23 protein-coding genes are annotated in these 25,619 nt (G+C 67.3%); 14 read left to right on the top strand and 9 right to left on the bottom strand.

Translation table 11 applies throughout. The annotated features are described in order from the left end of the window. Nucleotide 1 precedes the first annotated feature (1 nt). Nucleotides 2–2,941, bottom strand: coding sequence for an excinuclease ABC subunit UvrA (gene uvrA / locus ACZ5PO_RS29050; protein ID WP_464185702.1), 2,940 nt, complete (start codon nucleotides 2,939–2,941; stop codon nucleotides 2–4). A 393-nt stretch (nucleotides 2,942–3,334) separates the two neighbouring features. Here uvrA and ssb point away from each other — a divergent pair, with 393 nt between their 5' ends. The 9 genes from ssb to ACZ5PO_RS29005 all read left to right on the top strand — a co-directional run bounded on the left by ssb (nucleotide 3,335) and on the right by ACZ5PO_RS29005 (nucleotide 12,683). Further along, entirely contained in the window at nucleotides 3,335–3,832 is a 498-nt protein-coding gene (gene ssb / locus ACZ5PO_RS29045; protein WP_464185701.1) for a single-stranded DNA-binding protein, read from the top strand. 82 nt (nucleotides 3,833–3,914) lie between these two features. Then, nucleotides 3,915–5,051 carry an E22 family MetX-like putative esterase gene (locus ACZ5PO_RS29040; protein WP_464185700.1) on the top strand — a complete coding sequence of 379 codons (1,137 nt, stop codon included), beginning with the start codon at nucleotides 3,915–3,917 and terminating at the stop codon, nucleotides 5,049–5,051. After that, the gene (locus ACZ5PO_RS29035) at nucleotides 5,014–5,235 is read left to right on the top strand and encodes a hypothetical protein (RefSeq protein ID WP_464185698.1); all 222 of its coding nucleotides are present in this window, start codon (nucleotides 5,014–5,016) and stop codon (nucleotides 5,233–5,235) included. Before ACZ5PO_RS29040 ends, ACZ5PO_RS29035 begins: the two co-directional genes overlap by 38 nt. A gap of 137 nt (nucleotides 5,236–5,372) precedes the next feature. Further along, a complete protein-coding gene (gyrA, locus tag ACZ5PO_RS29030; RefSeq protein WP_464185696.1) occupies nucleotides 5,373–8,150 on the top strand; it encodes a DNA gyrase subunit A in 2,778 nt (925 codons plus the stop codon). 165 nt (nucleotides 8,151–8,315) lie between these two features. Next, nucleotides 8,316–8,648 (top strand): preprotein translocase subunit YajC, encoded by a 333-nt coding sequence (gene yajC / locus ACZ5PO_RS29025; protein ID WP_464185694.1) that lies wholly within the window; start codon nucleotides 8,316–8,318, stop codon nucleotides 8,646–8,648. A gap of 116 nt (nucleotides 8,649–8,764) precedes the next feature. Next, nucleotides 8,765–10,378, top strand: a complete 1,614-nt coding sequence (secD, locus tag ACZ5PO_RS29020; RefSeq protein ID WP_464185691.1) for a protein translocase subunit SecD — start codon at nucleotides 8,765–8,767, stop codon at nucleotides 10,376–10,378. Nucleotides 10,379–10,452: 74 nt separating this feature from the next. Then, nucleotides 10,453–11,427, top strand: a complete 975-nt coding sequence (gene secF, locus ACZ5PO_RS29015) for a protein translocase subunit SecF (protein WP_464185689.1) — start codon at nucleotides 10,453–10,455, stop codon at nucleotides 11,425–11,427. After that, nucleotides 11,424–11,813: an Mth938-like domain-containing protein gene (locus ACZ5PO_RS29010; protein WP_464185687.1), complete on the top strand. Its 390-nt coding sequence runs from the start codon at nucleotides 11,424–11,426 to the stop codon at nucleotides 11,811–11,813. Before secF ends, ACZ5PO_RS29010 begins: the two co-directional genes overlap by 4 nt. A 9-nt stretch (nucleotides 11,814–11,822) precedes the next feature. After that, on the top strand, nucleotides 11,823–12,683 hold the full coding sequence (locus tag ACZ5PO_RS29005) for a phytoene/squalene synthase family protein (protein ID WP_464185684.1): 861 nt from the start codon (nucleotides 11,823–11,825) through the stop codon (nucleotides 12,681–12,683). A 141-nt stretch (nucleotides 12,684–12,824) separates the two neighbouring features. Here the strand turns inward: ACZ5PO_RS29005 and trmFO are convergent, their stop codons facing one another. Both trmFO and ACZ5PO_RS28995 read right to left on the bottom strand, forming a co-directional pair. After that, nucleotides 12,825–14,285: a methylenetetrahydrofolate--tRNA-(uracil(54)-C(5))-methyltransferase (FADH(2)-oxidizing) TrmFO gene (trmFO, locus tag ACZ5PO_RS29000; RefSeq protein WP_464185683.1), complete on the bottom strand. Its 1,461-nt coding sequence runs from the start codon at nucleotides 14,283–14,285 to the stop codon at nucleotides 12,825–12,827. A gap of 369 nt (nucleotides 14,286–14,654) precedes the next feature. Continuing rightward, nucleotides 14,655–14,810 carry a DUF1127 domain-containing protein gene (locus ACZ5PO_RS28995; RefSeq protein WP_188608370.1) on the bottom strand — a complete coding sequence of 52 codons (156 nt, stop codon included), beginning with the start codon at nucleotides 14,808–14,810 and terminating at the stop codon, nucleotides 14,655–14,657. Nucleotides 14,811–15,129: 319 nt separating this feature from the next. On the opposite strand from ACZ5PO_RS28995, the gene ACZ5PO_RS28990 reads away from it, so the two are divergent. The 3 genes from ACZ5PO_RS28990 to ACZ5PO_RS28980 all read left to right on the top strand — a co-directional run bounded on the left by ACZ5PO_RS28990 (nucleotide 15,130) and on the right by ACZ5PO_RS28980 (nucleotide 16,766). Then, complete coding sequence (locus ACZ5PO_RS28990) at nucleotides 15,130–15,510, top strand: HesB/IscA family protein (protein ID WP_464185681.1); 381 nt, start codon at nucleotides 15,130–15,132, stop codon at nucleotides 15,508–15,510. 3 nt (nucleotides 15,511–15,513) lie between these two features. Continuing rightward, entirely contained in the window at nucleotides 15,514–15,915 is a 402-nt protein-coding gene (locus tag ACZ5PO_RS28985; protein ID WP_464185679.1) for a TfoX/Sxy family protein, read from the top strand. A 65-nt stretch (nucleotides 15,916–15,980) separates the two neighbouring features. Next, complete coding sequence (locus ACZ5PO_RS28980; RefSeq protein ID WP_464185677.1) at nucleotides 15,981–16,766, top strand: NUDIX hydrolase; 786 nt, start codon at nucleotides 15,981–15,983, stop codon at nucleotides 16,764–16,766. Nucleotides 16,767–16,792: 26 nt separating this feature from the next. Here the strand turns inward: ACZ5PO_RS28980 and ACZ5PO_RS28975 are convergent, their stop codons facing one another. After that, complete coding sequence (locus tag ACZ5PO_RS28975; RefSeq protein ID WP_464185676.1) at nucleotides 16,793–17,944, bottom strand: zinc-dependent alcohol dehydrogenase family protein; 1,152 nt, start codon at nucleotides 17,942–17,944, stop codon at nucleotides 16,793–16,795. On the opposite strand from ACZ5PO_RS28975, the gene ACZ5PO_RS28970 reads away from it, so the two are divergent. Further along, nucleotides 17,927–18,859 carry a LysR family transcriptional regulator gene (locus ACZ5PO_RS28970; protein WP_464185675.1) on the top strand — a complete coding sequence of 311 codons (933 nt, stop codon included), beginning with the start codon at nucleotides 17,927–17,929 and terminating at the stop codon, nucleotides 18,857–18,859. The genes ACZ5PO_RS28975 and ACZ5PO_RS28970 overlap by 18 nt on opposite strands. Nucleotides 18,860–18,864: 5 nt before the next feature. Here the strand turns inward: ACZ5PO_RS28970 and ACZ5PO_RS28965 are convergent, their stop codons facing one another. The 4 genes from ACZ5PO_RS28965 to ACZ5PO_RS28950 form a co-directional block, all read right to left on the bottom strand. Then, nucleotides 18,865–20,370 (bottom strand): DEAD/DEAH box helicase, encoded by a 1,506-nt coding sequence (locus ACZ5PO_RS28965; RefSeq protein WP_464185673.1) that lies wholly within the window; start codon nucleotides 20,368–20,370, stop codon nucleotides 18,865–18,867. Nucleotides 20,371–20,568: 198 nt separating this feature from the next. Beyond that, complete coding sequence (locus tag ACZ5PO_RS28960; RefSeq protein WP_464185672.1) at nucleotides 20,569–20,835, bottom strand: hypothetical protein; 267 nt, start codon at nucleotides 20,833–20,835, stop codon at nucleotides 20,569–20,571. A 79-nt stretch (nucleotides 20,836–20,914) separates the two neighbouring features. After that, nucleotides 20,915–22,969 (bottom strand): DNA topoisomerase IV subunit B, encoded by a 2,055-nt coding sequence (gene parE / locus ACZ5PO_RS28955; RefSeq protein ID WP_464185671.1) that lies wholly within the window; start codon nucleotides 22,967–22,969, stop codon nucleotides 20,915–20,917. Between the two features lie 161 nt (nucleotides 22,970–23,130). Beyond that, on the bottom strand, nucleotides 23,131–23,604 hold the full coding sequence (locus tag ACZ5PO_RS28950) for an MgtC/SapB family protein (protein WP_464185669.1): 474 nt from the start codon (nucleotides 23,602–23,604) through the stop codon (nucleotides 23,131–23,133). A gap of 109 nt (nucleotides 23,605–23,713) precedes the next feature. On the opposite strand from ACZ5PO_RS28950, the gene ACZ5PO_RS28945 reads away from it, so the two are divergent. Next, nucleotides 23,714–24,112, top strand: coding sequence for a DUF2306 domain-containing protein (locus tag ACZ5PO_RS28945; protein WP_464185667.1), 399 nt, complete (start codon nucleotides 23,714–23,716; stop codon nucleotides 24,110–24,112). A gap of 68 nt (nucleotides 24,113–24,180) precedes the next feature. Here the strand turns inward: ACZ5PO_RS28945 and glnA are convergent, their stop codons facing one another. Beyond that, entirely contained in the window at nucleotides 24,181–25,593 is a 1,413-nt protein-coding gene (gene glnA, locus ACZ5PO_RS28940; RefSeq protein WP_464185665.1) for a type I glutamate--ammonia ligase, read from the bottom strand. Nucleotides 25,594–25,619 lie beyond the last annotated feature (26 nt).

The following is a 25,619-nucleotide window of genomic DNA, read 5'->3' as shown; positions in this document are numbered from 1 at the left end:
GTCATTCCGCCGCCTGGGCTTTGGCGGCCGCCTTGGAGGCGCGCTTCAGTGGCCGGCGCGCCAGCACTTCGGCGAGGAAGCGCCCGGTATGGCTGCCCTTGGCCCGGGCCACCTCCTCCGGCGTGCCCTCGGCGACGATGGTGCCGCCGCCGTCGCCGCCCTCCGGCCCCAGGTCGATCACCCAGTCGGCGGTCTTGATGACCTCCAGATTGTGCTCGATGACCACCACGGTGTTGCCCTGCTCGACCAGCTCGTGCAGCACCTCCAGCAGCTTGGCGACGTCGTGGAAGTGCAGCCCGGTGGTGGGCTCGTCGAGGATGTACAGGGTGCGGCCGGTTGCCCGCCGGGCCAGCTCCTTCGACAGCTTGACGCGCTGCGCCTCGCCGCCCGACAGGGTGGTCGCCTGCTGGCCCACCTTGACGTAGCCCAGGCCGACCCGCGCCAGGGTCTCCATCTTGTCGCGGATCGCCGGCACCGCCTTGAACAGCTCCCGTGCCTCGTCGACGGTCATGTCGAGCACGTCGGCGATCGATTTCTCCCGGTACTTCACCTCCAGCGTCTCGCGGTCGTAGCGCTTGCCCTTGCAGACGTCGCAGGTGACGTAGACGTCGGGCAGGAAGTGCATCTCGATCTTGATGACGCCGTCGCCCTGGCAGGCCTCGCAGCGCCCGCCCTTCACGTTGAACGAGAAGCGGCCCGGCTGGTAGCCGCGCGCCTTCGCTTCGGGAAGGCCCGCGAACCATTCGCGGATGGGCGTGAACGCCCCCGTATAGGTCGCCGGGTTCGACCGCGGGGTGCGCCCGATCGGCGACTGGTCGATGTCGATGACCTTGTCCAGGTGCTCGAGCCCCTCGATCCGCTCGAACGGCGCGGGATGCTCGATGGCGCCGTTCAGCCGCCGCGCTACCGCCTTGTAGAGCGTGTCGATGATCAGCGTCGACTTGCCGCCGCCGGAGACGCCAGTGATGGCCGTGAACGTGCCGAGCGGGATCGCCGCCGTCACCCCCTTCAGATTGTTGCCGGTGGCGCCGACCAGCTTGAGCGCGCGGCCCTTGCCGGCCTTGCGCCGCTTGGCAGGCACGGGGACGGTCTTGGTGCCGACCAGATATTCGCCGGTCAGCGACGCCGGCGACTTCATGATGTCGTCGGGGGCGCCCTGGGCCACGATGCGGCCGCCGTGGATGCCGGCGCCGGGGCCGACGTCCACCACGTGGTCGGCCTGCAGGATGGCGTCTTCGTCATGCTCGACGACGATGACGCTGTTGCCCAGGTCGCGCAGGCGCTTCAGCGTCGCCAGCAGCCGTTCGTTGTCGCGCTGGTGCAGCCCGATGGACGGCTCGTCCAGCACGTAGAGCACGCCGGTAAGCCCGGAGCCGATCTGCGAAGCCAGGCGGATGCGCTGGCTCTCGCCGCCCGAGAGCGTACCCGAGGCGCGCGACAGCGTGAGATAGTCGAGCCCGACGTCGAGCAGGAAGGTCAGCCGGTCGCGGATCTCCTTGAGGATACGCCCGGCGATCTCGTTCTGCTTGTCGGTGAGCTCGTCCGGCAGGCGCTCGTACCAGCCGCGCGCCTCGCGGACCGAGAGCTCTGCCACTTCGCCGACGTGGTGGCCTGCGATCTTGACCGCCAGTGCCTCGGGCTTGAGCCGGTAGCCGCCGCATCCGGCGCAGGGCGTCGCCGACATGAAGCGGGAGATCTCCTCGCGCGCCCAGTCGCTCTCGGTCTCCTTGTAGCGGCGCTCCAGGTTGGTGATGACGCCCTCGAACGGCTTCTTCACCTCGTAGGAGCGCGCCCCGTCGTCGTAGGCGAAGCGGATCGGCTCCGAGCCGGTGCCGAACAGGATGATCCGATGCACGTCCTCGGGGAGATCGGCCCAGCGTGCCGTCACCTTGAAGCCGAAGTGCCGGGCCAGCGCGTCGAGGGTCTGGCCGTAATAGGGGGAGGTCGACTTGGCCCAGGGCGCGATGGCGCCGCCGCGCAAGGTCAGCGTCTCGTCCGGCACGATCAGCGCCGGATCGATGCGCATTTCCGAGCCGAGACCGTCGCAGACCGGGCAGGCGCCGTAGGGATTGTTGAACGAGAACAGCCGCGGCTCGATCTCGGGGATGGTGAAGCCGGAGACCGGGCAGGCGAATTTCTGCGAGAAGACGATCCGCTTCGCTTCGCCCTTGGCGTCCGTCTGGTCGGCGTACTCGATGACCGCGATGCCGTCGGCGAGCTCCAGCGCCGTCTCGAAGCTGTCGGCGAGCCGGGCGGCGATATCGCTGCGCACGACGATGCGGTCGACGACCACGTCGATGTCGTGCTTGAGCTTCTTGTCGAGAGCCGGGGCCTCGGCGATCTCGTGGAACTCGCCGTCGATCTTGACGCGCTGGAAGCCGCGCTTGAGGAAATCGGCGAGCTCCTTGCGATACTCGCCCTTGCGGCCGCGCACCACGGGGGCGAGCAGATAGAGCCGCGTCCGCTCCGGCAGGGCGAGCACGCGGTCGACCATCTGGCTCACCGTCTGGCTTTCGATCGGCAGCCCCGTCGTGGGTGAATAGGGGATGCCGACGCGCGCCCACAGCAGACGCATGTAGTCGTAGATCTCGGTCACGGTGCCGACGGTCGAGCGCGGATTGCGGGACGTCGTCTTCTGTTCGATCGAGATCGCCGGCGACAGCCCGTCGATCTGGTCGACGTCGGGCTTCTGCATCATCTCGAGGAACTGGCGCGCGTAGGCCGAGAGGGACTCGACGTAGCGCCGCTGGCCCTCGGCGTAGATGGTGTCGAAGGCAAGCGACGATTTGCCCGAGCCGGAGAGGCCGGTGAACACGACCAGCCGATCGCGCGGGATCACCAGATCCACGTTCTTGAGGTTATGCTCGCGCGCGCCGCGGATGGCGATCACGCGCTGGTCACGGGCGGCCGAGCGGTCGAAGACATCGTCGAGGGGAGCCATGGATCGCCTCAGCGGCTGATGGGGGCGTTCGGACAGGGCCGCCTCGGCGCCGCGGTTCGTTGTTGCACGAGGTTTGCTGTGCATAAGTTTCGTTGTTGCAAATGGCGGGCCTGCTGCCGGCACAGCGCCTCGCGCCCCCTATCTAAGATGAGGACCCGGGAGGCGCCAGCCTGCGGCGCGGTGTATGATTCTGCCGGCAGGTTAGAACAAATCGGGTACATCGGATAGTGGCCTGTTGACCCAGCTCAATTCACGGGCCATGTTGGAACAAATTGAGAACATTGATCCGATGGCAGCCGGCGCTTTCCTGGGGACAACCCCGTGCGTCGGCCGTGGCGCCTTGTGGTCGCCACGGGCAGCTTGCACAAACAGCGCTGGAATATGGAGGGTCGCATGGCCGGCAGCGTCAACAAGGTCATTCTCGTCGGCAATCTCGGCCGCGATCCCGAGACGCGGCGGCTGCCGTCCGGCGAGCCCGTCGTCAATCTGCGCATCGCCACGTCCGAGACCTGGCGCGACAAGGCCAGCGGCGAGCGCAAGGAGCGCACCGAGTGGCATTCGGTCGTCATCTTCAACGAGAACCTGGCGAAGATCGCCGAGCAGTACCTGAAGAAGGGCACGAAGGTTTACATCGAAGGCCAGCTGCAGACCCGCAAGTGGACCGATCAGAGTGGCCAGGAGCGCTATTCGACCGAGGTGGTGCTGCAGCGCTTCCGCGGTGAGCTCACCATCCTCGACAGTCGCGGCGGCGGTTCGAGCGACTACGCCGACGAAGGCGGCGGCGCGCCGCGCGGCCAGGTGAGCCGGGGCGGCGACTTCGGCCGCTCGTCGCCGATGGAGCGCGGCGGCGCATCGAGCTCGCAGATCCTGGACGACGACATTCCGTTCTAGTCTCACCGTTCCAGCCCCACCGATCTGATCCCCGATTGTCAGGCCGGCTCGACCGGCGCGGTCAGCAAGAGGACACGGCACGATGGCAGGGGCGCTCGACGGCATCCGCAAGCAGGTCTTCGAGCTGCCGCGCTACGAGACCCTCGGCGGCCGTGTGCTGTCCGACGTCCGGATCGGCTGGGAGAGCTACGGCACGCTCAACGCCGAGCGATCGAACGCCATCCTGATCTGCCATTATTTTTCCGGCACCAGCCACGCCGCAGGCCGCTATGCGCCTGAGGATGCGCTGCCGGGCTATTGGGATGCCATCGTCGGTCCGGGCAAGCCGATCGACACCGACCGGTTCTTCGTCCTCTCCTCCGACACGCTGATCAATCTCAATGCCCACGATCCCAGGGTCACCACCACGGGGCCGGCGTCGATCGATCCGGCCTCGGGCAAGCCCTACGGACTCGACTTCCCCATCCTGGAGATCGGCGATTTCGTCCGCGTCCAGCGCGAACTGGTGCGCAGCCTCGGGATCGAGAGGCTGCATGCGGTCGCGGGCCCGTCCATGGGCGGCCTGCAGACGTTCGACTGGGCGGCCCGCTTTCCCGACATGGTCGGCCGCATCATGCCGGTGATCTGCGCCGGCGCCGCCGATGCCTGGCTCATCGCCTGGCTCGACGCGTGGGCTGCACCGATCACCCTCGACGCCCACTGGCGCGGCGGCGACTATTACGGCAACGGCGCGCCGACCGCCGGGCTCACCCAGGCGCTGAAGATGGTGGCCCTGCACGCCAACGATCGGCCCTGGGCGCTCTCCACCTTCGGCTCGTCGGCCATGCCCGGGGAAAACCCGCGCGTCGGTCTCTCCCAGAGCTTCGGCATCGTTGGCGGCTTGGCGCAGCTCGCGTCGCTGCGGGTGGCGCTCTGCGACGCCAACCATCTGCTCTACCTGGCGCGAGCCAACCAGCTCTACGTGGCGGGCGGCAGCGAGAGCCTGACCGAGGCGATGGCGCGCGTGCGGGCACCGGTGCTCTACATCACCACGCCCACCGACCATGTGTTCCCGCCGGCGACGGCCGCCGCGACGCTGGCCGCGCTGCGCGACGGCGGAGCCCATGTCCAGCACGTCGAAATCGGCGGCGACTTTGGACATCTGAACGGGCTGCTGACCATCGGCGAGGCGGGCGCCGCCATTGCCGCCTTCATGGACGATCGCCCCGCGGCCCGGTGATCGCAGCGGCCTGGGCGACATCGTTGTCCTGCGCGTCGGGCCGCGGACCGATGAGCCCGACGTCGACGGCGCCCACACCCACGAGGAATACGGCGTCATCCCGTCGATCGTGCCGCGCACCCGGCTGCGCGAGCGCCAGCGGCCGGCGGGCGCGGCCAACGGTCCGTCTCGCTATCGGCGGTGAAATTCCCTATATGGAGGGCTCTACCCGCCCCATGAACCACAGCTCTCAGGGCCTGCATGGATCGCCCTGCGGCCGTGAATCGGCTAGAGCTGGTAAGTCGGTACTGACTTACTCAATCAACAAGACCGGACAAGACTTTGGCAGACGATGACGAGCAGGGCCGCGGCGGCCCCGACGACCTTCCGCCGAGCGGCGACATCACACCGGTGTCCCTGACCGACGAGATGCGGCAGTCGTACCTGGCTTACGCCATGAGCGTAATCGTCAGCCGTGCACTGCCCGACGTGAGGGACGGGCTCAAGCCGGTGCACCGGCGCATCCTGTTCTCGATGCACGAGAGCAACTACACGCCCGAGCGGCCGTACAACAAGTCGGCCCGCGTGACGGGCGATACGATGGGCAAGTACCACCCGCACAGCGGCCCCGCGATCTACGACGCGCTGGTGCGCCTGGCGCAGGATTTTTCGCTTCGGCTGCCGCTGGTCGACGGCCAAGGCAATTTCGGCTCGATCGACGGCGATCCCGCGGCGGCGGAGCGTTACACCGAGGTCCGGCTGGCGCGTCCGACCATGCTGCTGCTCGACGACCTCGACAAGAACACCATCGACTTTCAGCCGAACTACGACGGGCGCGAGCAGGAGCCGACCGTCCTGCCGGCCAAGTTCCCGAACCTCCTGGTGAACGGCGCCGGCGGCATCGCCGTCGGCATGGCGACCAACATCCCGCCGCACAACCTGGGCGAGGTGATCGACGCCTGTATCGCCTACATCAAGGATCCGGCGATCTCGATCGACGAGCTGATCGAGATCATTCCGGGCCCTGACTTTCCGACCGGCGGCGCCATCCTGGGACGCGGTGGCATCCGGGCCGCCTATCACACCGGCCGCGGCTCGATCATCATGCGCGGCATCGCCAAGGTCGAGGAGATCCGCAAAGAGCGCGAGGCGATCGTCTTCACCGAGATCCCGTATCAGGTGAACAAGGCGACGCTGATCGAGCGCATTGCGGAGCTGGTCCGGGAGAAGCGCATCGAAGGCATCAGCGATCTGCGCGACGAATCCGATCGCGACGGCATGCGCATCGTCATCGAGCTCAAGCGCGAGGCGATGGCCGACGTGGTGCTCAACCAGCTCTACCGCTTCACGCCGTTGCAGACCTCTTTTGGCGCCAACATGGTGGCGTTGAACGGCGGCCGGCCGGAGACGCTGACGCTCCTCGACATGATCCGCGCCTTCGTCGACTTCCGTGAGGAGGTCGTCTCCCGGCGCACCAAGTACCTGCTCAACAAGGCGCGCGACAGCGCTCACGTGCTGGTGGGCCTCGGCATTGCGGTCGCCAACATCGACGAGGTCATCCATCTGATCCGCACGGCGCCGGACCCGGCCGCCGCGCGCGAGGCGTTGATGGTGCGGAACTGGCCGGCCAAGGACATGGCGCCGCTGATCGAGCTCATCGACGATCCGCGCCATGGGCTTGAAGACGACGGCACCTACCGGCTGTCGGAGGTGCAGGCTCGCGCGATCCTCGACCTGCGCCTGCAGCGCCTGACCGGCCTCGGCCGCGACGAGATCGCCGGCCAGTTGACGACGATCGCCGACGAGATCCGGGAGTATCTGGCGATCCTGAGCTCGAGAGAGCGGATCATGGCCATCGTCACGGAAGAGCTCGTCGAGGCGAAGACCAACTTCGCCACGGCGCGCCGTACCCGCATCGACGACTGGTCGAGTGATGTCGACGACGAGGACCTGATCCAGCGCGAGGACATGGTCGTCACCGTCTCCCACGCAGGCTACATCAAGCGGGTGCCGCTCTCGACCTACCGGGCACAGCGCCGCGGCGGCAAGGGCCGGTCCGGCATGAACACGCGCGACGAGGACTTCGTCACGCGGCTGTTCGTGGCCTCGACCCACACGCCGATCCTGTTCTTCTCCTCGCGCGGCCAGGTCTACAAGGAGAAGGTGTGGCGCCTGCCGCTCGCAGCGCCCCAGGCGCGCGGCAAGGCGCTGGTCAACATGCTGCCGCTGCAGGACGGCGAGCGCATCACGACGATCATGCCGCTGCCCGAGGACGAGGACACCTGGGACGATTTCGATGTCATGTTCGCCACGGTGAGCGGCGGCGTCCGGCGCAACAAGCTGTCCGACTTCACCAATGTGAACCGGGCCGGCAAGATCGCCATGAAGCTCGACGACGGCGACGCGATCGCCGGCGTGCAGACCTGCACCGAAAAGGATGACGTGCTGCTCACCACTGCCAAGGGGCAGTGCATCCGCTTCCGCGTCCCGGACGTGCGGGTGTTCAAGGGCCGCGACTCGACGGGCGTGCGCGGTATCGCGCTGGGCGAGAGCGACGAGGTCATCTCCATGGCCATCCTGCGCCACGTCGACGCCACCCCTGGCGAGCGCACACTCTACCTGCGCCAGGCCGGCGCCGCCCGCCGGGCTGCGAACGGCGACGCGAACGGCGATACCGAGGAGCCTGCCGTCGAGACGACCGAGGAGGAGAGCGAGGGCGATACCGAGCTCGGGACGGATCGCTACGGCTTCCTGGGCGCCGAGGAGCAATTCATCCTCACCGTGTCGGCCAACGGCTACGGCAAGCGCTCGTCGGCCTATGAGTACCGGGTCACCGGTCGCGGCGGCAAGGGCATCGTCGCCATGGCCGTCAACGAGCGCAACGGCCGCCTCGTCGCCTCCTTCCCGGTCGAGGACAACGATCAGATCATGCTCGTGACCGACGGCGGCCAGCTCATCCGGGTGCCGGTCGACGGCATCCGCATCGTCGGGCGCGGCAGCCAGGGGGTGATCGTCTTCAATACGGCGGACGGCGAGCGTGTCGTCTCGGTGGAGCGGGTCAGCGACGACGGCGAAGGGGACGAGGGCGTGAGCACGCCTCTCGACGCGGCCGACGAATAGCTGTCCGACGTCGCGGCGCCGACGAAGGAGCCGCGACAGCCTGCGCCCTCCCGGTCTCGACCGGTTCGGGCGGCGTTGCTTTCGCGGGCTTGGTCGCTATAGTCCGCGCCAATTCTCATTCATCAAGCGGGCAGACGTCCGCCAGACGTTCCGAGGAGCGCCTTCGTGTTTACGCCCGCCTACGCACAATCCGCGGCACCCGCCGGCGGCAGCGATCTTATTATCCAGCTCGTCCCTTTTCTGCTGATATTTGTCATCATGTATTTCCTGATCCTGCGGCCGCAGCAGCGGCGCGCCAGGGAGCATCAGGATATGATGAAGAGCATCCGCCGGAACGACACGGTCGTGACCGCGGGCGGCATCATCGGCAAGGTCACCAAGGTGGTCGACGAGAGCAACGAGCTGGAAGTGGAGATCGCCGACAACGTGCGCGTGCGCGTTCTGCGCTCGACCGTCAGCGAGGTGCGCACCAAGGCCGAGCCGGTCAAGGCGGCGTGACCGCGGCCCGAGCCCGATCGGCTCGCCGACCCGATGTTGAGTCCGCCGATACGGCGCGCGGTAGGCGCGGCCCCGCCCGCCACGGCTGCGCCCGGTAGGTCGAAAGACACAGACACATGCTTCGCTACTCGACCGGCAAGATCGTCGCCATTCTCGCCCTGACGTTCGCCGGGTTTCTTTACGCCGCTCCCAACCTGTTCTCGAAGGAAACGCGGGACGCGATCGCGGCCGCCACGCCCTCGTGGCTGCCGAGCTGGATCCTGCCGCACAAGGCCGTGGTCCTCGGCCTCGACCTGCAGGGCGGCTCGCACGTCCTGCTCGAGGTCGACAGCAACGATCTGATCCGCACCCAGATCGCCAGCATGCGCGACGACGTGCGCCGCATCCTGCGCGAGCAGCGCGTGACGCCGCAGGGCGGCATCACCGTGACGCCGCGCGGCGTCCAGTTCCGCGTCGCCAGCGATGCCGATCGCGACAAGGTGCTGCCGCGCCTGCGTGAGCTTGCGCAGCCGATCGGCAACGCCCTGCTCGGCCAGGCCGGCGCCCAGACGATCGAGGTGACGACCGGCGACGGTGGCCTGGTGCAGCTGAACCTGACCGAGGCCGGCATCCGCGACCGGATCAGCCGCGCTCTTGGGCAGGCGATCGAGGTGCTGCGCAAACGTGTCGATGCCGTCGGTACGACCGAGCCGAGCATCCAGCGCCAGGGAGCCGACCGCATCTTGGTGCAGGTCCCCGGCCTGCAGGACCCGCAGCGGCTCAAGGATCTGCTCGGCAAAACCGCCAAGCTGCAGTTTCGCTTCCTCGCTGAAGGCGGCGGTTCGCCCGGCGAGGTCGACATGCTGCCGTCCAAGGATGCCAACGGCCAGCCGGTGGCGGTCGAAAAGCGCGTGATCGTCGAAGGCGAGGATCTGGTCGATGCCCAGCCCGGCTTCGATCAGCGGACGTCGGAGCCGATCGTCAACTTCCGCTTCAATGTGAAGGGCGCGCAGAGATTCGGTCAGGCGACGTCGGAGAACGTCGGTCGGCCGCTCGGCATCGTTCTCGACAACGAGGTCATTTCCGCTCCCCGCATCATCAACCCGATCACCGGCGGCTCCGGCCAGATTTCTGGCCGCTTCACCGTGCAACAGGCCAACGACCTGGCGTTGCTGCTGCGGGCCGGCTCGTTGCCGGCCAAGCTCACGGTGGTCGAGGAGCGCACGGTCGGCCCGGGGCTCGGCAAGGATTCGATCGAAGCCGGCAAGACGGCGACCTATCTCGCCACGATCTTCGTGGTGCTGTTCATGTTCGCGACCTATGGCCTGTTCGGCCTGTTCGCCAACATCGCGCTCATCGTCCATGTGGTGTTCATCTTCGCGCTGATGTCGCTGGTGAGCGCGACACTGACCTTGCCCGGCATCGCCGGCATCGTGCTCACCATCGGCACGGCCGTCGATTCCAACGTGCTGATCTACGAGCGCATCCGCGAGGAGGCGAAGGCCGGGCGGTCGATCATCTCGGCCATCGACGCCGGCTTCAACCGAGCGTTCGCCACGATCTTCGACTCCAACAGCACCATGGCGATCGCCGCATTGATCCTGTTCCTGCTCGGCTCGGGGCCGGTCCGCGGCTTCGCCGTGGTCTTCCTGTTCGGCATTCTGACGACGGTGATCACCGCGGTGACCATGACACGCATGATGATCGCTCTGTGGTACCGGACGGCGCGGCCCAAGCAGCTGCCGTTCTGACATGACAATGATGCGTTCCGACCTGGCGGGCGGCTCAGTCCCCCGCCGGAGAACGCGCTGAGAGGCAAAGACCCGTGCGTCTGCTCCGTATCGTCCCCGACAACACGCGGTTCCGCTTCGTCCGCTTCCGGCGGTTCAGCTTTCCGTTCTCCGCCCTGCTGTCGCTGGCGACGGCTGTCATGCTGCTCACGGTCGGGCTGCATTTCGGCATCGATTTCACCGGCGGCACGCTGATCGAACTGCAGGCCCGTAACGGCCAGGCCAACGTCGGCCAGGTGCGTGAAATCGCTCACGGCTTCGGCGTCGGTGAGGTCGAGGTGCAGGAATACGGCAGCGAGGGCGGCGTCTCGCTGCGCGTGCCGGTGCAGCCGGGGGGCGAGCAGGCGCAGGGAGCCGTGGTGCAGAAGGCGCGCGCGGCTTTCGAGAAGGACTACGAGTTCCGCCGGGTCGAGACCGTCGGTCCCCGCGTCTCCGGCGAGCTGGTGCAATCGGGAACGCTGGGCGTCGTTCTGTCGATCCTCGCCGTCCTGACCTATCTGTGGTTCCGCTTCGAGCTGCAGTTCGCCATCGGCGCCATCATCGGCACGATGCACGACATCGTGCTCACCATCGGCTTCTTCCTGATGACGCGCACCGAGTTCAACATGACCTCGATCGCGGCGATCCTCACCATCGTTGGCTACTCGCTGAACGAGACCGTCGTCGTGTTCGACCGTACGCGCGAGCTCCTGCGCCGCTACAAGTCGATGCCGATCGAAGAGCTGCTCGACCTGTCGGTCAACTCCACCCTGTCGCGCACGGCCATGACGGCGACGACGACCGCGCTGTCGCTACTGGCGCTGGTGCTGTTCGGGGGGCAGGCGATCCGCGATTTCGCCGTGGTGATGCTGTTCGGCGTTGTCATCTGCACCTATTCCGCCGTGTTCATCTCCTCGCCATCGCTGATCTATCTGGGGGTGAAGGCTAGCAATCGGGCGCCGGCCGATGCCGACGAGAGCGCTGCGGCCAAGCCGGCGCGGCGCCCCGGGCCCGCCGGTGCGGCCCCTTGAGCCCCGACGGGCCAGAGACCGGACGCTTCCTGCCGGGCCGGCATCTGCTCGACGCCTACGGCAATCATGGCTTCCGCTTCGGCGGCATGTCGCACCGGGGCTCGATCCTGGCGCTGCCGTCGGGTATCCGCGCCTGGCCGGTCGGCGCCATGGCCGACCTTGATGCCGGCAGCCTCGTCGACATCCTGGCCGAGGCGTCCGCCATCGAGCTGATGCTGTTCGGCAGCGGTGTCGAGCTCGTGCCCCTGCCGGCACCGCTGCGGGCGATGCTGCGCGAGCATGGCATGGCCGTTGACGTGATGCCGACATCGGCCGCTGCCAGAACATACAACGTGCTGGTGGCTGAGGATCGCAAGATCGGCGCCGGCCTGATCGCGGTGGAATGACGAGGGCCCATGGCGGCGGCATCTGTGCCTGAGCGGCTGGAGGCGGCCTTCGGCCACTGTCGGACGCTGCTGCGCGAGGGCGACCGGGACCGGTATCTCGCCGTCCTGCTGGCGCCCGCCAACAAGCGCGCGCACCTCTTCGCCCTGTATGCCTTCTCGCTCGATGTGGCCCGGATTCGCGAGGTGGCGGCGCAGCCCGTCGCCGGCGAGATCCGCCTGCAATGGTGGCGCGACGCCGTGATGGGCGAGGCGAGGGGGGATGTGTCGGCTCATCCCATCGCCGCTGCCGTTCTCGCCACGATGGCCGCTTTCAGACTGCCGCCGCAGGCCTTCCTCGACCTGCTGGATGCCAGGACCTTCGACCTCTACGACGACCCGATGCCGACCGTCGCCAGCCTGGAAGGCTATTGCGGGGAGACCTCGTCGGCGCTGCTCCGCCTCGCCAGTTTCGTCCTGGCGGAGGGGCGGGACCCGGGCGGCGCCGACGCCGCCGGCCACGCCGGCGTGGCCTATGCCATCACCGGCCTGCTGCGCGCCTTCCCCTGGCACGCCCGGCGCGGCCAGGTCTATCTGCCGGCCGACGTGCTCGATCGCCACGGTGTCGGCCGCGACGAGATCGTGAGCGGCACCGACAGCGATCGGCTGCGGGCGGCGCTGGCCGACATGCGCACCCTGGCGCGTCGGCACTTCGCTCAATACGTCAAGATGCTGCCGGCCCTGCCGCCGGTGCTGCGCACGGCGCTCCTGCCGGCCACGGTGGCACCGCTGTACCTCGACCGCATGGAAGGCCCCCACTACGACCCCTTCGGCACGGTGGTCGAAGTGCCGCAATGGCTCCGCCAGTGGCGGCTGTGGCGGGCTGCGCGTTAGAGCATTTCCCGATCAGATGGACTGATCCACGCCATTTCATCTGGAGCGCTTCTCTCCGATCGGTTGATCGGGAAGCGCTCCAGAGCGGCGGACGCTCCGATGGAATCGATGTTCCGGCGCCTCGGCGCCGCTGAGATCGGCTCAGGTGGCGATTGCCGCCTGCTGAGCAGCCCATGCCTCCAGGTCGGCGCGGGCGCGATCGGTCAGCGCCCGCTTCTTGGCGAGCGTCTTGTCCCTGCCGCGCAGACGCTTGCCGTCCTCTGCGCGCGGCGCCCGGTCGAGGGGTGGGAACAGGCCGAAATTGACGTTCATGGGCTGGAACGACGGGGGCCCCTGGTCGAGCGTCTCGACGTGCCCGCCGGTGATGTGGTTGAGCAGCGCGCCGAGCGCTGTGGTCGCCGGCGGTGCCGCGAAGGGCCGCGCGAGGCGGGCCGCGGCCGCCGCCCGGCCGGCCAGCAGGCCCATGGCGGCGCTCTCCACGTAGCCTTCGCAGCCGGTGATCTGACCGGCGAACCGGAGCCGCGGCTCGGCCTTGAGGCGCAAGGTCCCGTCGAGCAGGCGCGGCGAATTCAGGTAGGTGTTGCGGTGCAGGCCGCCCAGGCGGGCGAATTCGGCCGCCTCGAGGCCCGGGATCGTGCGCAGCAGCCGCACCTGCTCGGCGTGCTTCAGCTTCGTCTGGAAGCCGACGAGGTTATAGAGCGTGCCCAGCGCATTGTCCTGGCGGAGCTGCACGACGGCGTAGGGCTTCTCCTGCGGGGCATGGGCGTTGGTGAGCCCGACCGGCTTCATCGGCCCGTACCTGAGCGTCTCGCGCCCGCGCTCGGCCATCACCTCGATCGGCAGGCAACCGTCGAAATAGGGGGTCGACGCCTCCCAGTCCTTGAAGCTCGTCTTGTCGCCGGCGAGCAAGCCGTCGACGAACGCGTCGTACTGCTGCTGCGACAGCGGACAATTGATGTAGTCGGCGCCGGAGCCGCCTGGCCCCGGCTTGTCGTAGCGCGACTGGAACCAGGCGACGGACATGTCGATGCTGTCGCGGTAGACGATCGGCGCAATGGCATCGAAGAAGGCCAGCTGATCCGTGCCGGTGAGCGTCCGCACCGCCGCCGCCAGCGGCGCCGAGGTGAGCGGCCCGGTGGCCACGATCACCTCGTCCCAATCGTCCGGCGGCAGCGCATCGACTTCGCCGCGCTCGATGGTGACCCGCGGGTGCTGGGCGAGCGCCGTCGTGATCGCGGCCGAAAAACCGTCGCGGTCGACGGCCAGCGCGCCGCCGGCCGGCACCTGGTTGGCATCCGCGGCGCGCATGATCAGCGAGCCGAGCCGCCGCATCTCCTGGTGCAGGAGCCCGACGGCGTTGAACTCCGCGTCGTCCGAACGAAAGGAGTTGGAGCAGACGAGCTCCGCCAGGCCGTCGGTCTGGTGCGCTTCGGTCGTCCTGACCGGCCGCATCTCGTGCAGAACGACGGGCACGCCGGCTTCGGCCACCTGCCAGGCGGCCTCGCTTCCCGCCAGGCCGCCGCCGATGACGTGGACCGTGCACAAATGTTCAGCAGGCGAAAGGGGCGATGGGGAGGGGCGGGCGGCGCCGGATTCGGTCATCGATCACGTGGGCAGGAGTTGCAAGGTGCGGACGCGGCGGCTTGGCTGTCGCCGCTGACGTGACGTCACCAAAGCACCGCGCGGGCAGGGTCGCAAGCCTCCGGGCGAGGCGGCAGACCTCGGTAAGTGACAGAGGTGCGACGGGTCTGACCGGCGCCGACCCAGTTGATGGTAGATTTTGGCCCTACGCCGCGCCGCCTCCCAGTCGGTCGACTATCAGCGCTGGTCCCGACGGCAAGACCCCGCAGAGCGACCACCGTGCGCGCACGGTCCGACATCACTTGAATATCACCAGAAATACCTATCCCAGAACGGCAAACGCCCGCCAATTGGCGGGCGTTACTTCCGCATAGGCGGACGGATCACAGATCAGGCGACGCTCTGCCGCTTGGCCACGAATGGGATGTCCCACCGGGCGATTCCCAGATCCTCCAATTCGCGGTCGGTCAACCGGGACAGTTCGTTCACCGTCTCCCGATACCTCCGCCAGTTCCTGATCTTTGCGACGATAAAGCCCAAAAGCATGACCTGCTCCTTTTTGCGGCGCTGGAGCGAGCCAGAGCCGGAAATATACGCACACACAAGGTTGAGACGCGTATATAAGTGATGCGGCGCGGAATATGATGTGCGCTGCAGCACATTGCGTGGGCCGGCGACGCAAGATCAGGCTTGCTGCCTACGCATAGGTCAGACGGTGCCGCCCCGGCAGCCATGCCGTAGGCGCCTTGTCTGGTGTGATTATGGTGCGTCGCACCATACGGAACGGCACTCGACCTTCTGCCTCCGGACCCTTATCTTCCATGTATCGCGCAGGGCCTTGAACCTTGCCGCGTGGAGGTACGTCATGGCCAATGCCGCCAAATTCAAGCTGATGACCCTGACCGACGCAGCAGCCGACCGCGTGCGGGAGATCATGGCCAATTCCGATCGCCCCTTCGTCGGTCTCCGGGTCGGCGTGCGCAACGGCGGATGCGCCGGCATGGCCTACACGATGGAATATGCCGAGGCCATCGAGCCGCGTGACGAGGTGATCGAGGACAAGGGCGTCAAGCTCATCATCGACCCCAAGGCGGTGCTGTTCCTGCTGGGAACCGAGATGGACTTCAAGACCGACAAGCTTGCCTCGACCTTCGTCTTCAACAACCCGAATCAGACGTCGGCCTGCGGCTGCGGCGAGTCGGTGGCCATCGCCCCGGCCAAGGCGGACGCGCTCGCCGCCCTCTGAACCATGGACGGCACCTCGATCCAGGATCTGTTCGAGGGCCTGGGGCCGATTCGCACGCGGCGCATGTTCAGCGGCTATGGCGTCTTCGTCGACGACGTCTGCTTTGCGCTGGCGCTGCGTGGAGAGCTGTACCTGAAGGTCGACGCGACCAGCGAGCCTCTCTTCCGTGCGGCCGGATCCGCGCCGTTTACCTACACCCGCCAGGGGCGGGAGGTCGCCGTTGCCTTCTGGCGCCTCCCCGACGAGGCCCTGGACGACCCCGAGGCCGCCGCCCGTTGGGGACGCATCGCCCTGGACACGGCGCGGCAAGGCAAGGCGGCGAAGGCCAGGCGCCAACGTGCGCCCCGACCGCCGAAAGCCCGCGCACGCGCCTCCACGGCAACGCCGCCGCGGCGGCGCGCCTGACAGGGGCCTGATCCGCGTCCGGGGCGGCTTGCAGCGGCGTCCACTTCGGGGCAAGACTCTGCCCCATGAACGCGCCCCCAGAAACGTTTCGACAGGCCGCCACGGTCATCCTTCTTCGCGACGCGGGGGAGGGGCCGGAGATCTTTATGGTGGTTCGTCACCATCAGATCGACTTCGCGTCCGGCGCGCTCGTGTTCCCGGGTGGCAGCATCGATCCAGGCGATCGGCTCATTGCCGAGCGGCCCGAATGGCGCGTCGACGTGGCCGGCTCCGACCTGACCGCGATGACCTTCCGCATCGCGGCGATACGCGAAGCGTTCGAGGAATGCGGCGTGCTCCTGGCCCGCCGCGCCGGTGCCGGGAACCTGCTACCGGCCGGCGAGCTCGCCGGCATCGATCAGGCCCATCGCCAGGCGCTTTGCACCGGCGCCGTCAGCTTCGCGTCGATCATCGAGCAGGAGCGGCTGGTGCTGGCGACGGAGCTGCTGGTGCCGTTCGCCCACTGGATCACGCCGGTCGGCATGCCGAAGCGCTTCGACACGCACTTCTTCCTGGCCATCGCGCCGGAGGACCAGGCGGCCCTGCACGACGGAGGCGAGGCCGTCGATTCCACTTGGATCACTGCATCGCAGGCCTTGAGCGACGCCAAGGCCGGCCGCTATACGCTGGTCTTCGCGACGGAGCGAAACCTGTTCAAGCTGGCGTCCCACGGCAGCGCGGCGGACGCCGTGGCGGCGGCGCGCGGCTCCGATATCGTCACCGTCCAGCCGGAGATGGTGCGGACCGAAACGGGCCGTCAGCTGCGCATCCCGGCCGCTGCCGGCTACGGCGGCGACGTCTTCGACATCTGAAGGTCACGCCGTTTCTCGAGCCGACGCTACCTCGAGACCCTCACGACGATCTTGCCGAACGGACCGCGCTCGAGATGATCGAACGCGGCACGGGCGTCCTCAAAGGCGTAACCCTCGTCGATCATCGGCTTGATACCGCGCTCGTCAATGGCGCGGTTCATGTCCTCGAAGGCCCGCCGATGCCCGACCGTGATGCCCTGGATGATCGCCCTCTTGAGCATCATGGGAACGGCGGGCAGCACGATCTCCGATCCCCTGAGGAAGCCGATCTGGGCGATGCGACCGCCGCTCGCCAATGCGGCGGCCGACTGTCGTAGGTTGTCGCCGCCGATCAGCTCCAGCACATGATCGATGCCACGCCCGTCGGTCAGTTCCAGCGCCGCCAGCGACCAGTCCGGGGTCGAGCTCGTGTTGATGACATCGGCCGCCCCGAGCGCCTTTGCGCGTTCCAGCTTGGCATCGCTTCGCGACGTGACGATCACGCGGGCTCCGAAGGCGCGAGCGATCTGAAGGCCAAACAGAGCAACGCCGCCGGTGCCCTGCACCAGAACTGTTTCACCGGCTTTCAGATGACCCGTCTCGATGAGGGAAAACCATGCTGTCAGTGCCGCAACCGGCAAGGTGGACGCTTCCTCGTCGGTCAGCGAGCCAGGCGCCCTGACGGCCACATCCTCATGAAGCACCAGATATTCGGCCAGCACTCCGGGAAGAGGGCCGCCTAGCGACAGGCCGTGCCGCGCCATCTCCCCAGGCGGCTGGCCATCGATCCATCGTGTCCAGAAGTTTCCGAGCGCCCGGTCGCCGACCTCGAAGCGGGACACGTCGGCACCGACCGCCACGACCTCGCCGACCATGTCGGATACCGGAACGAAGGGCATGGCCGGCTTGTCGGGAAGCAACTCGCCTTCCACCACCAGCTTGTCGCGATAATTGAGCGAAGCCGCTGCAACCCGGATGAGGAGTTCGTTCTTGCTCGGCGTCGGCACCCGCACTTCGGCCAATTCCAGGTTCTTCGATCCGAATGACGGCAACTGCCACTGCCTCATTGTCTCGCCCATGTTCGATTCTTTCGCTCGTTGCGCATCGGATCTTATTGACAGCCATATGGATCGTATTGCGATGTATTGGCCGAATACCTCCTCCATTTGGTCGCCAATTCGATGAGCCTGAACCTCCATTCCCACCTTCAAGGCATTTCAGCCTTCGTCCATGCAGTGGAGGCAGGCAGCTTCACGGCGGCGGCGACACGCATGGGCGTGTCCAAATCCGCGACCGGAAAAAGCGTGGCACGCCTGGAAGAGCGCCTCGGCATCCGGCTGCTCGATCGCACGACCCGCAGCCTGAACCTGACGGCCGAGGGACATGCCTATTACCAGAGCTGTCTCAAGGTGCTTGAAGAGCTCGTTGCAGCGGAGGCGCTGCTCGCCTCGCGAAAACGCGTCGTATCAGGGACGTTGCGGATTAACCTGCCGATATCGTTCGGCCGGTTATGTGTTGTTCCAGTACTGACGGACGTCGCGGGCAAGAACCCCGGCCTGGAGCTGGACATCTCTTTTACGGACCGCAGGGTCGATCTGGTCGAGGAGGGAATCGATCTTGCGGTGCGACTTGGCGATCCGGGCGATCATGCGAGCCTGATCGGTCGGCGTATCGGGGCTCAACGCTCGATCATCTGCGCCTCGCCCGCCTATCTGGACAGGCGCGGGCGTCCTTCCTCCGTCGATGAGCTCGGCGATCACGACTGCCTCGCCTTCGCCAAGGATGGTCGCCCGTTGCCTTGGGCAGCTTCGGGCTCTGATGGAATGGTCAGGCCCTTCACAGTCCATCCGCGCCACACGATCAGCCATGGCGATGCATTGCGGGATGCGACCGTGAGCGGTTTGGGTCTGGCCTATCTTTCGACCTGGCTGGCTGCCGACGACATCCGCAGCGGGCGGCTTGAAGTGGTTCCGATCCCCACACCAGCCGAAGACGTTCCCATCACCGCGCTCTGGCCACGGTCGCGCGATCTGGCTCCGAAGGTGCGAGCGGTTGTGGACGCGCTCGGCGCAACCTTCTTGCCCGTTCCACCTTGGGATGAAGGGGTCTTCTGATCGCTCTAGGTGAGCGTATCCTCGCTCTGCGGTGCCTCGGCCATGGCCGTCTCGGCGTCGGGCTCGGCCTTTTCGGCTATCGCCTTGGGCAGGCGCACCGGCCGCAAGAGAAACGCCGGCACGTGGTCGCCGAGGCCGACAGGCGTCCACTCGTCGTCGTGGCGCCGGCGGTCGCGTCCCGACGGACGATCACCCCGACCGTTGCGCGCCGGCGGCTCTGCAAGCGGCAGCGGGGCGGAGGCCACCGAAGCCGGAGCGTCGTCGGCTGGTCCGGCGTAGTCGCCGCCCTTGCGATCGCGCCGGCCACCCTTGCGTCCGGATTTGCGATCATCCCGGTCACGGCGGCCACGGCGCTCCTCGCGCGCGGCCGGAAACTCGGCTTCGGCGAGCGAGGGACCATCCCAGGGCGTGTCCTGGCCGATCAGCTTGGTGATCGCCTCCAGCGCGCGTTCGTCACCGGGCGCGGCGATCGTGTAGGCCCAGCCGCTGCGGCCGGCGCGGCCGGTGCGGCCGATGCGGTGAACATAATCCTCCGGATGGTGCGGCACGTCGAAGTTGAAGACATGGCTCACATCGGGGATGTCGAGACCGCGCGCGGCGACATCGCTCGCCACGAGCAGCTGCACGTCGTTGTTGCGGAAGCGGTCAAGCGCCTGCATGCGCGAGCGCTGATCCATGTCGCCGTGAAGGCCGACGACGCTGAAGCCGTGACGCTCGAGCGAGCGCTGCACGAGCGCCACGTCACGCTTGCGGTTGCAGAAGATGATGCCGTTCTTGAGGTCGACCGCCTCGCGAATGAGGCGCCGCAGGGTCTCGCGCTTCTCGTGGGCTTCGCCGCCCGATGCGACCAGGTGCTGAGTGATCGTGGCCGCGGCGCTGGCCGGCCTCGCCACCTCGATCCGGACCGGGTTGCTCAGAAAATTGTCGACGAGCTGCTGAATTTCCGGCGGCATGGTGGCCGAGAAGAACAGCGTCTGGCGCGTGAACGGCACCATGCGGCAGATGCGCTCGATATCGGGGATGAACCCCATGTCGAGCATGCGATCGGCCTCGTCGATGACGAGAACCTCGATGCCGCTGAGCAGCAGCTTGCCGCGCTCGAAATGATCCAGGAGCCGGCCCGGCGTCGCGATGAGCACATCGACGCCGCGCATCAGCTTGGCGTCCTGGTCGCCGAACGAGACACCGCCGATGATCAGGGCGAGGTTGAGGCGATGATTGACGCCGTAGCGGGCGAAGCTCTCCTCCACCTGGGCGGCGAGCTCTCGCGTCGGCTCCAGGATGAGGGTGCGCGGCATGCGCGCCCGGGCTCGTCCGGATTCCAGCAGCGTCAGCATGGGCAACGTGAACGCCGCCGTCTTGCCGGTGCCGGTCTGTGCGATGCCGAGCACGTCCCGCCGCGCGAGCACATGCGGGATCGCTTGCGCCTGAATGGGAGTCGGCTGCGTGTAACCGGAAGCTTCGACGGCCTGAAGGACTTTGTCGCTGAGGCCGAGTTCAGTAAATGCCATGGGCTCTGTCGAGGTACGTCTGCGGGCAGTCAAGGTGACCAGCACGAAATGGGCCACCGCTCGGGGAGCCCAACAGGGCGCAGCGCCGCGCCGGAATATGGGGAAAAACCGCGAGTTGTCAATGACGTGGTTCAGCAGGCCAGGATGCAGGGAAAGCGGCGGTCTAGCCTTGGCTCGCCACAACCTCGGCGCGGACGGCTACTTGACCTGTACCCACCCGCACGGATGCAGGTCCAGCGCGGCCGCCCGCCGGGCCAAGGCGCCGACCGCCGCCGGGGCTGCACGATCACTCCCGGCCCCCTCGGCGGCGAACGGAGCCTCGCTCCTGAGCCAGCGTTCGGCGTCGCCGGGCGAGAGCGTGGCGAACAGCCAGCCCACGGCCAGGAGTGACACGAACGTGATCGCCATGGCCGCCTTCGCCAGGTCACCCGCGACGCTGTGATCAGCCCGATCGAATACCCGCAACGCCCTGCTCCGAGGGAGCGCCCGTCCCACCGGCATGATGCGCGCAACAGGGTTAAGGACTTGTTCGGGCCGCCGCCGATCAGATGTCGAGCTCGTCGTCGGACGCGAAGGCGGCGCGCTCCTGGATGAAGGCGAAGCGTGCTTCCGGCTTGTTGCCCATCAGCCGCTCGATGGCGTCGGTCGTGATCGGGCGCTCCTCGTCGATCACCCGCACCCGCAGCAACGTCCGCCGCGCCGGGTCCATGGTGGTCTCCTTGAGCTGTGCCGCCATCATCTCGCCGAGGCCCTTGAACCGGCCCACCTCCACCTTGCGGCCCTTGAAGTCGGTGGCGATCAGACGATCGCGATCGGCCTCGTCGCGCGCATACAGCGTCTTGTTGCCGCTGGTGACGCGGAACAGCGGCGGCACCGCGAGGTACAGGTGGCCGTTGTCGATCAGCTTCGGCATCTGTCGATAGAAGAAGGTGATCAACAGGGAGGCGATATGGGCGCCGTCGACGTCGGCGTCCGTCATGATGACCACCTTCTCGTAGCGAAGGTCCTCGTCGCGATACTGATTGCCGCTGCCGCAGCCGAGCGCCTGCATGAGGTCGGAGAGCTGCTGATTCTGCGCGAGTTTGTCGCGGCCGGCGGAGGCGACGTTGAGGATCTTGCCGCGCAGCGGCAGCACCGCCTGGGTCTGCCGGTTGCGCGCCTGCTTGGCGCTACCGCCGGCCGAATCGCCTTCGACGATGAAGATCTCCGAGCCGGCGGCGCCCGCCGCCGTGCAATCGGCCAGCTTGCCGGGCAGGCGCAGGCGCCGCGTCGCGGTCTTGCGGGCGACTTCCTTCTCGGCCCGCCGGCGCAGCCGCTCCTCGGCGCGCTCGATCGTCCAGTCGAGCAGGCGCAAGGCTTGCTGCGGGGCCGCGGCGAGCCAATGGTCGAAGGCGTCGCGCAGGGCCGTCTCGACGATGCGCGTCGCCTCCGCGCTGGCGAGCTTGTCCTTTGTCTGCCCCTGAAACTCGGGCTCGCGGATGAACACCGAGAGCATCGCGGCGCACGACACCATCACGTCCTCGGCGGCGATCTGTGCGGCACGCTTGCTCTGGCCGATCCGCTCGGCATGGTCGCGCAGGCCGCGCAGCAGGGCGAGGCGCAGGCCCTGCTCATGGGTGCCGCCCTCGGACGTCGGGATGGTGTTGCAGTAGGAGTGGATGAACCCATCGGCGTTGGCGAGCCAGGCAATGGCCCATTCCAGGGATCCGTGGCCACCCGGCTTCTCGATCTTGCCCGCGAAGATCTGCTCGGCGACCATGACGGTGCCTTCGATCTCGCGGGACAGATAGTCCTTCAGGCCGCCCGGAAAGCGGAAGCTCGCCTCTTCCGGCACGTTGTCGATGCCGGCGAGCAGGGCGGGCGCGCAGCGCCAGCGGATCTCGACGCCACCGAACAGATAGGCCTTCGAGCGGGCCATCTTGAACAGCCGGCGCGGGCTCAGATGCGCCGACGCGCCAAAAATCTGCGGATCCGGATGAAACCTCACCGTGGTGCCGCGGCGATTCGGCGCTCGCCCCACGGTCTCCACCGGCCCGAGCGGCAGGCCCCGGGAGTAGGCCTGGCGGTAGACGGTCTGGCCGCGGACGATCTCCACCTCCAGCCGGTCGGAGAGGGCGTTGACCACCGAGACGCCGACGCCGTGCAAGCCGCCCGACGTCTCGTACACCTTCGAATCGAACTTGCCGCCCGCGTGCAGCGTCGTGAGAATCACCTCGAGCGCGGATTTCTTGGGGAACTTCGGGTGCGGATCGATGGGAATGCCGCGGCCGTTGTCGGTCACCCGCACGAAGCCGCCAGCCTCCAGTTCGACCTCGATGAAGGTGGCGTGGCCGGCCACCGCCTCGTCCATGGCGTTGTCGATCACCTCGGCGAACAGGTGGTGCAGAGCCTTCTCGTCGGTGCCGCCGATGTACATGCCAGGCCGACGCCGTACCGGCTCGAGCCCCTCCAGCACTTCGATGGAGGCGGCCGTGTAGTTGCCTTCGCCGGCGGTCTGCGGCACGCGGGAGGGCTTCGCCTGGGGCTGCTGCGGCGCCGCCTTCGGCAGCGGCTTGCGCGCGGCTGCCCCACCGCCGAAAAGATCGTCTCTGCTGGCCATCGATACCTGTTGATCCCGATTCGTTCCGTCCAACTATGCCACGACGCGGCGCCTGCTGCGATGCACAGGCCCGCCGCGCGGACATGCAGCGGGGGATAAGCGCCGGCCGCGCTCGAACGAGGTCGGTCCGCGGGCGTCCGGCGCCGCGGCACCTGCGGCCGTCAACCGCTGGCGTCGTCGCCGGGCCCCGTCAGCCGCCGCTCGACGGCGCGCTCGAGCGGCCCGCCGAAGATGAGCAGTGTGAAGGTGATTGCCAAGCCCACCAGCACGATGCTCCACGCCGCCAGACCACACGCGATGCCGAAGGCCGCGCAGATCCAGACCGTTGCCGCCGTGGTGAGGTTCTTGACGACGAGGCGGTCGGGCTGGCGCAGCACCACGCCCGCGCCGATGAAGCCGACACCGGTGAGCACTCCCTGGACGATTCCCTGCACCACCCGGCTCAACGCGTCGGCGCTGCCCTGGATGCCGGGCAGATGCACGACCGACACACAGACCACCGCCGCCCCGAGGGAGACCAGCGACAACGTCCGCATGCCGGTCGGCTTGCCCTTGAGGTCGCGGTTGAGGCCGATCGCCATGCCGACGAACGTGGCAGCCAGCAGGCGCAGCATGACGTCTTCGACTTCGGCCATCGCCCCACCACCGGACATGCGTCGGATGTGCGATTTAGCACATACGGCCCGCGCGAAGGGAAACGAGCGTACGCTCGACGCCGTTCTCATGGCCCGCGGAGCACCCGGCATGACGCTCGCACCGCTGCTGACGGCGACCCCGGCCATACAGATTCATGGCGTAGCGGCCATGGCGGCCCTGGTTCTCGGCCTCGTCCAGTTCGGGCTGCCGAAGGGCACCGCCGGCCATCGCGCCATCGGCTGGGCCTGGGCTGCAACGATGCTGGCGGTCGCCGTCAGCTCGCTGTTCATCCACGAGATCCGGCTGCTGGGCCCATGGAGCCCCATTCACCTGCTGTCGGTGCTGACGCTGGTGATGCTGCCGCTCGGCCTGCTGTACGCGCATCGCCACAACGTGCGGGGGCATCGCTCGACGATGGTCGGGCTCTACGTGGGCGGCCTCGTCGTTGCCGGGCTCTTCACGCTGGTGCCCGGCCGCATCATGAGCAAGGTCCTGTTCGGCGGCTGACGCCTTCAAACGACAAGGCCGGGCGCTGACGCGCCCGGCCCTGCAGACTTGCCGGCAATTTCGGTGGATCAGACCGAGTAGTACATCTCGAACTCGACCGGGTGGGGCGTCATCTCGAAACGCATCACTTCGGTCATCTTCAGCTCGATGTAGCTCTCGATGAAATCGTCGGTGAAGACGCCGCCGGCCTTGAGAAAACTGTTGTCCTTCCTCAGGCTGTCGAGAGCCTCGCGCAGCGAGCCGCACACGGTGGGGATCTTCTTCAGCTCCCGCGGCGGCAGATCGTAGAGATCCTTGTCCATCGCCTGGCCCGGATCGATCTTGTTGAGAATGCCGTCGAGGCCGGCCATCAGCATTGCCGAATAGGCGAGGTAGGGGTTGGCGGTGGGGTCCGGGAAGCGGATCTCGACGCGCTTGGCCTTGGGGTTGGCGGTCCACGGAATGCGGCAGGAGGCCGAACGGTTGCGAGCCGAATAGGCGAGCAACACCGGAGCTTCATAGCCCGGCACGAGCCGCTTGTAGGAGTTCGTGGACGGGTTGGTGAAGGCGTTCAGCGCCTTGGCGTGCTTGATGATGCCGCCGATGTACCACAGGCACTCCTGGCTCAGGTCGGCATATTTGTTGCCGGCGAACAGCGGCTTGCCGCCCTTCCAGATCGACATGTGCACGTGCATGCCCGAGCCGTTGTCGCCGAACACCGGCTTCGGCATGAATGTCGCCGACTTGCCGTAGCTGTGGGCGACCTGATGGATGCAGTACTTATAGATCTGCATGCCGTCGCCCATGTGGGTGAGCGTGTCGAACTTCATGCCCAGTTCGTGCTGGGCGGACGCCACCTCGTGGTGGTGCTTTTCCACCTTGACGCCCATGGATGCCATGGCCGCGAGCATCTCGCCGCGCATGTCCTGGGCGCTGTCGAGCGGCGGCACCGGGAAATAGCCGCCCTTGGTGCCGATGCGATGGCCGAGGTTGCCGCCCTCGTAGTCCGTGTCGCCGTTGCTCGGCAATTCGGACGCGTCCAGCTTGAAGCCGGTGTTGTAGGGATCGGCCTTGAAGCGCACGTCATCGAACACGAAGAACTCGGCCTCGGGGCCGACATAAATCGTGTCGCCGATACCGGTCGACTTCAGGAAAGCCTCCGCCTTCTTGGCGCAGCCGCGGGGATCACGGCCGTAGGCCTCGCCGGTCGAAGGCTCGAGAATGTCGCAGACGATGGACAGCGTGGGGGCGGAGAAGAAGGGATCGAGGGTCGCCGTCGTCGGATCCGGCATCAGCACCATGTCCGACTCGTTGATGGCCTTCCAGCCGGCGATCGAGGAGCCGTCGAACATCGTGCCTTCGGCAAAGATGTCCTCGTCCACCAGGGAGACGTCGAACGTGACGTGCTGCCACTTGCCGCGCGGGTCGGTGAAGCGGAAGTCGACATACTTGATGTCGTCCTCCTTGATCATTTTGAGCACATCTTGAGCGCTCTTCGTCATCAGAATCCCCTGTTGCTGCTCGCTGA

The sequence above is a fragment of the Chelatococcus sp. KU-N122 genome (assembly GCF_055391085.1).
Note: the sequence above shows the minus strand (reverse complement) of the source record. Positions and strands in the feature narration are given on the sequence as shown.

Coding starts and splice junctions, on each gene's coding strand:
- uvrA (WP_464185702.1), bottom strand. CDS start 2,941: ATGGCTCCCCTCGACGATGTCTTCGACCGCTCGGCCGCCCGTGACCAG.
- ssb (WP_464185701.1), top strand. CDS start 3,335: ATGGCCGGCAGCGTCAACAAGGTCATTCTCGTCGGCAATCTCGGCCGC.
- ACZ5PO_RS29040 (WP_464185700.1), top strand. CDS start 3,915: ATGGCAGGGGCGCTCGACGGCATCCGCAAGCAGGTCTTCGAGCTGCCG.
- secD (WP_464185691.1), top strand. CDS start 8,765: ATGCTTCGCTACTCGACCGGCAAGATCGTCGCCATTCTCGCCCTGACG.
- ACZ5PO_RS29005 (WP_464185684.1), top strand. CDS start 11,823: ATGGCGGCGGCATCTGTGCCTGAGCGGCTGGAGGCGGCCTTCGGCCAC.
- trmFO (WP_464185683.1), bottom strand. CDS start 14,285: ATGACCGAATCCGGCGCCGCCCGCCCCTCCCCATCGCCCCTTTCGCCT.
- ACZ5PO_RS28995 (WP_188608370.1), bottom strand. CDS start 14,810: ATGCTTTTGGGCTTTATCGTCGCAAAGATCAGGAACTGGCGGAGGTAT.
- ACZ5PO_RS28990 (WP_464185681.1), top strand. CDS start 15,130: ATGGCCAATGCCGCCAAATTCAAGCTGATGACCCTGACCGACGCAGCA.
- ACZ5PO_RS28985 (WP_464185679.1), top strand. CDS start 15,514: ATGGACGGCACCTCGATCCAGGATCTGTTCGAGGGCCTGGGGCCGATT.
- ACZ5PO_RS28980 (WP_464185677.1), top strand. CDS start 15,981: ATGAACGCGCCCCCAGAAACGTTTCGACAGGCCGCCACGGTCATCCTT.
- ACZ5PO_RS28970 (WP_464185675.1), top strand. CDS start 17,927: ATGAGCCTGAACCTCCATTCCCACCTTCAAGGCATTTCAGCCTTCGTC.
- ACZ5PO_RS28975 (WP_464185676.1), bottom strand. CDS start 17,944: ATGGAGGTTCAGGCTCATCGAATTGGCGACCAAATGGAGGAGGTATTC.
- ACZ5PO_RS28965 (WP_464185673.1), bottom strand. CDS start 20,370: ATGGCATTTACTGAACTCGGCCTCAGCGACAAAGTCCTTCAGGCCGTC.
- parE (WP_464185671.1), bottom strand. CDS start 22,969: ATGGCCAGCAGAGACGATCTTTTCGGCGGTGGGGCAGCCGCGCGCAAG.
- ACZ5PO_RS28950 (WP_464185669.1), bottom strand. CDS start 23,604: ATGGCCGAAGTCGAAGACGTCATGCTGCGCCTGCTGGCTGCCACGTTC.
- ACZ5PO_RS28945 (WP_464185667.1), top strand. CDS start 23,714: ATGACGCTCGCACCGCTGCTGACGGCGACCCCGGCCATACAGATTCAT.
- glnA (WP_464185665.1), bottom strand. CDS start 25,593: ATGACGAAGAGCGCTCAAGATGTGCTCAAAATGATCAAGGAGGACGAC.